Origin of the sequence: Citrobacter sp. Cpo148, from assembly GCF_030332375.1 — a bacterium.
In the GTDB taxonomy this organism is placed as follows: Bacteria; Pseudomonadota; Gammaproteobacteria; order Enterobacterales; family Enterobacteriaceae; genus Citrobacter; species Citrobacter portucalensis.
The window spans coordinates 1-4,509 of record NZ_JAOWHY010000037.1; the positions used below are offsets into that span (position 1 = coordinate 1).

The 4,509-nt window shown below is 46.7% G+C and carries 6 protein-coding genes and 1 pseudogene; 2 read left to right on the forward strand and 5 right to left on the reverse strand.

The window, feature by feature from the left end; genetic code table 11:
• On the forward strand, positions 1-716 hold a 716-nt coding region (locus OGY10_RS04130; protein ID WP_502873676.1), incomplete at its 5' end, for a phage terminase large subunit family protein.
• On the forward strand, positions 716-1,759 hold the full coding sequence (locus tag OGY10_RS04135; RefSeq protein WP_286576328.1) for a phage portal protein: 1,044 nt from the start codon (positions 716-718) through the stop codon (positions 1,757-1,759). The genes OGY10_RS04130 and OGY10_RS04135, both read left to right, overlap by 1 nt.
• Positions 1,760-1,791: 32 nt before the next feature.
• Here the strand turns inward: OGY10_RS04135 and OGY10_RS04140 are convergent, their stop codons facing one another.
• The 5 genes and pseudogenes from OGY10_RS04140 to OGY10_RS04160 all read right to left on the reverse strand — a co-directional run.
• A complete protein-coding gene (locus tag OGY10_RS04140; RefSeq protein ID WP_181596902.1) occupies positions 1,792-2,991 on the reverse strand; it encodes an nSTAND1 domain-containing NTPase in 1,200 nt (399 codons plus the stop codon).
• A gap of 275 nt (positions 2,992-3,266) precedes the next feature.
• Positions 3,267-3,527 carry a hypothetical protein gene (locus tag OGY10_RS04145; protein WP_019077493.1) on the reverse strand — a complete coding sequence of 87 codons (261 nt, stop codon included), beginning with the start codon at positions 3,525-3,527 and terminating at the stop codon, positions 3,267-3,269.
• 73 nt (positions 3,528-3,600) lie between these two features.
• Positions 3,601-3,834: a DinI family protein gene (locus tag OGY10_RS04150; RefSeq protein WP_019077494.1), complete on the reverse strand. Its 234-nt coding sequence runs from the start codon at positions 3,832-3,834 to the stop codon at positions 3,601-3,603.
• 11 nt (positions 3,835-3,845) lie between these two features.
• Positions 3,846-4,034 (reverse strand): hypothetical protein, encoded by a 189-nt coding sequence (locus OGY10_RS04155; RefSeq protein ID WP_001154444.1) that lies wholly within the window; start codon positions 4,032-4,034, stop codon positions 3,846-3,848.
• A gap of 158 nt (positions 4,035-4,192) precedes the next feature.
• A pseudogene (locus OGY10_RS04160) lies at positions 4,193-4,509 on the reverse strand (replication endonuclease); the annotation flags it as partial.

A 4,509-nucleotide genomic window follows, 5' to 3' on the forward strand; every position in this document is an offset into this window, starting at 1 on the left:
TGCGCATGGAGTACAGCCCGGACGAATACCAGAACCTGCTGATGTGCGAATTTATTGACGATCTGGCGTCAGTATTCCCGCTCAGCGAACTGCAGGCGTGCATGGTGGACAGCTGGGAAGTCTGGACCGATTTTCAGGCGCTGGCGCTGCGCCCGTTTGGCTGGCGAGAAGTCTGGATCGGTTACGACCCGGCGAAAGGTACGCAGAACGGTGACAGCGCAGGCTGCGTGGTTATGGCCCCGCCCACTGTACCTGGCGGGAAGTTCCGCATTCTGGAACGTCATCAGTGGCGCGGGATGGACTTTCGCGCCCAGGCGGACGCTATCAAAAAACTAACTCAGCAGTACAACGTGACCTATATCGGCATCGACTCGACCGGCGTCGGGCACGGTGTTTATGAGAACGTAAAAGCGTTCTTTCCTGCCGTGCGGGAGTTTGTCTACAACCCCAACGTCAAAAACGCCCTGGTTCTCAAGGCGTACGACATTATCAGCCACCGCCGTCTGGAGTTTGACGCCGGGCATACCGATATTGCGCAGTCCTTTATGGCTATCCGCCGCGCCACAACCGCCAGCGGCAACCGCCCTACTTACGAAGCGAGCCGCAGCGAAGAAGCCAGCCACGCAGATTTGGCCTGGGCAACGATGCACGCACTGTTTAACGAACCGCTGCAGGGCGAATCCGCCAATACCAGCAATATTGTGGAGATTTTTTGATGAGTGAACACGACGCCCTGACCAGCACCGCGCCAGTGCAGGAGGCCGAACAGCAGAAAAATACAACTCACGCCGAAGCATTCAGCTTTGGCGATCCGATCCCGGTACTGGACCGCCGCGAACTGCTGGACTATGTGGAATGCGTACAGATGGACAGATGGTATGAACCACCGGTGAGTTTTGACGGGCTGGCGCGCACCTATCGCGCGGCCGTGCATCACAGCTCACCCATTGCGGTAAAACGCAACATTCTGACCAGCACGTTTATCCCCCACCCGCTGCTCAGCCAGCAGACGTTCAGCCGGTTCGTGCAGGATTATCTGGTGTTTGGTAACGCCTATCTTGAGAAACGCACCAACCGGCTCGGCGGCATTCTGTCGCTGGAGCCGTCGCTGGCGAAATACACCCGCCGTGGTGTAGATCTGGATACCTACTGGTTTGTGCAATACGGCATGACCACGCAGCCCTACGAGTTCACCAAAGGCAGCATTTTTCACCTGATGGAGCCGGATTTAAACCAGGAGATTTACGGCCTGCCGGAATACCTTTCCGCCATCCCTTCGGCCTTACTGAACGAGTCCGCCACGCTGTTTCGCCGCAAGTATTACATCAACGGTAGCCATGCGGGCTTTATCATGTACATGACCGACGCCGCGCAGAACCAAGAAGACGTGAACAACATCCGCCAGGCCATGAAAAGCGCCAAAGGGCCGGGCAACTTCCGCAACCTGTTTATGTATTCGCCCAACGGCAAAAAGGACGGTATTCAGATCATCCCACTATCAGAAGTAGCAGCAAAGGATGAGTTTTTGAACATCAAGAACGTGAGCCGCGATGACATGATGGCAGCGCACCGCGTACCGCCTCAGATGATGGGGATAATGCCAAGTAATGTTGGGGGGTTTGGGGATGTGGAGAAGGCGAGTATCGTCTTTACTCGCAATGAAATAGTGCCACTGCAGATGCGGCTACTTGAGTTAAATGATTGGTTGGGAAAGAAAGTAATCAGCTTTGAACCCTACGAGTTAAATTTAAGCAATTAAAAAAAGGCCGTTACAAACGGCCTTATCACTATTTACATGTTAGCTAGTCGTATATAACTTGGCATGCGAGGGTCATTAATTTTATAAACCCCCCGACTTAAACGTTTGATAACAGCACCATATTCTTGCTTTATCAATCTACCAGTGTAGTTACTCATGCTTTGATTATTATATCTATCACCAGTATCCTGATAGATTTGGCTAATCCATTGCTGAACACTAAATTCGGAGTTTTTAAACTTTGAAGCAGAGAAGAGTATCTTTTTGTAAACATCTGTTTTAGCTGAGCGAACAGCGTCTTCGTATTCCCTTTTAAGACGCCCCTCGGCATTTTCTACAGATTTTTCAATAGATTTATGAAAAAGATCTTTGGTTATTGCTTTGCTTGACATACCTATAGCAGTTTCCGCTGCCTCTTTACAAAGGAGATGGGTAAAATAAGGAAATCCGTTGCTTATATCAACAATTTCTTTTTTCACTTCATTTTCGAATGTAAGCCCCAGTCCTTTTTCACCAAGGCTAATAATCTCCATAAGGTGTCGGTCATCGACGCCACTTAACGAAACCTCATGTAAACAGCGGTTCACAGACTCATGCCCAGCAGTGAGACTTTTACCATCCTTAGAAATTCCAACCAAAAGAATTTTTAATTTCGAGTTAATGTCACTTAACTGTTTTATGAATTCTGCAACTGATTTTTTGGTTTCATCCTCAAGAACATCAAACTCATCAATAACAAGAACACCTTCTACAATACCAATCGTTGTAGCTGCTTTTCTAGGTGTAATTTCATCTCTCTCTATAACAATCTTTTCTTCATATCCAACATTACCAGTGAAGAAACTGAAAAATTTTGCCGACAAACCTGCTTTAATAACTTTTTCTTCTTTATATTTTTCGGTATTTTGCGAAACAAAAATAGCACACTCAGACACAATATCTTTAAACTTTGTGTTTGTATCGCATTTAACATTGAAATACTCACCAGAGAGAACATTATATTGACGCCCTCCCAACACAGTAGCATTGGCCAGAGAGCTTTTACCGATGCCCCTATCGCCATAAATCATGCAATGCCGCCCAGGTACGGTTAGATTGTCAAGAATACTTTTTACCTCAACATCGCGCCCCTTTAAGTGAGTAGGATTAGAAACAGGTGTTGATGGAGTGTAGTACTTATGAACGTCTTCTTTTTTCGTAAATTCTTGGGCATAAGCAGCAAATATGTTCATATGAATTCCTTTTTCATTGTTCGTAACGCATAAAATTATCTTTTTTTTCTATGGTTTTCAACCTACCAATAATCATCACTAATGAATAGCAAACTATCGCTATTAATAATGCTAGCGCGCGCTCGTATCCCCGCCACGCCTGCCCGCTTTATGTAGTGGTTTTCATGCACCTGCATGAAACAGGCAAAAGCCCGCCAGTTCTGGCGGGCCTCAGCATAAACGATCCTTAAACGATCATGCGTTCTCATGCGGCATAGTCATGCACTACGACGAAATCAGTCAAACAGAGAATAATTTGCATCAAATTCATGACTTGTGGCTTCGACTTTCGTAATAACTATCAAGTAACCAAGTCCATCAGATAAAGACACCGGATACTCCAGCTCAAGCCAGAAACAGTCATCATAAGTTCTTCCCATCCAGTATCCGCCGCCGCACTCTTTTGGTCGTTGAAAGAAAACCCACTGACCGGGAATGATTGTTTCCAGCGTTTGACCGCGATATACAATTTGATACTTGTTGTCTTTAGACCCCATAGCTAACGCCTCGCATAGCTCGTTGTTCAACCTTGCGAGCGCCAGAACTACGTTCCGCCTCTCACAACGTTATCTAATGTAACCAGCTGTCGTCCTCCCAGACCTGCTGCATAATTTCCATCACTCGCTTTTTGTCTTCATCCAGTTTTAACCCGCTCAGTTCAACACCATTGGCACTGCCCTTACGGATACGAATTGCTGTTTTGGGATACAGAGGGCGCAAATTACGGTAAAGCTCGGATTCAAGGGCTTCCAGTGTGGCCTGGCTAATCTTCTGCTCTTTATCGATCATTATTTCAATTCGCATACAGATTCCCTTTAACTGGTAACGTCCATTGACCGGCTGTATTCATGGCTGCGAATTTTCGCCATCAACTCGTCTGTCAGTTCGGACACCCACTGGATAGCCAGCCGCTTTTCTTCGTCGCTGCACTCACTAGCCGCTACAAGCTTGATAAAAAAATCAATACGCTGGAGCTTTAATGACTCCAAAAGATAGTCCTGCATCTTCCCTCCTATCATTACACGGATACACAACAACTGTATATATACCCACTGTTTATATAAACAGTATAGTAGGAAAGAAAAAATGTAAAACTCTTTTTTGTCAGTTAATTGGATGTACTGATGTCGGTCAATAAAGCACGAAATGTTAAACAGCAGTCTTAGTACCATTGACGCCATTTGTCATCTTCCTGCAGCCTCTGGTTACGGTAAAAAATACGTAAACCGGCACCGGATGGAATGCTGCCGCCACGCAGAAGCAAATCAATCTCAGATGCACTACCTTCAAACCCTCTGGCAGTCAGTTCTGCCTCAAGCTGCAGGCGCTGCTGCTCCGAAATACTCTGTATGAATGCTTTTTTCCGCTTCGGTTTTACCAGTCTCAACCTGGCTGTCAGCTCCCGCCGTTCCTTCTGGCCCATGTTGTGGAGATATTCCTGCAGCTCCTTCTCATCCATGGTTTTAATATCGGGTAAAT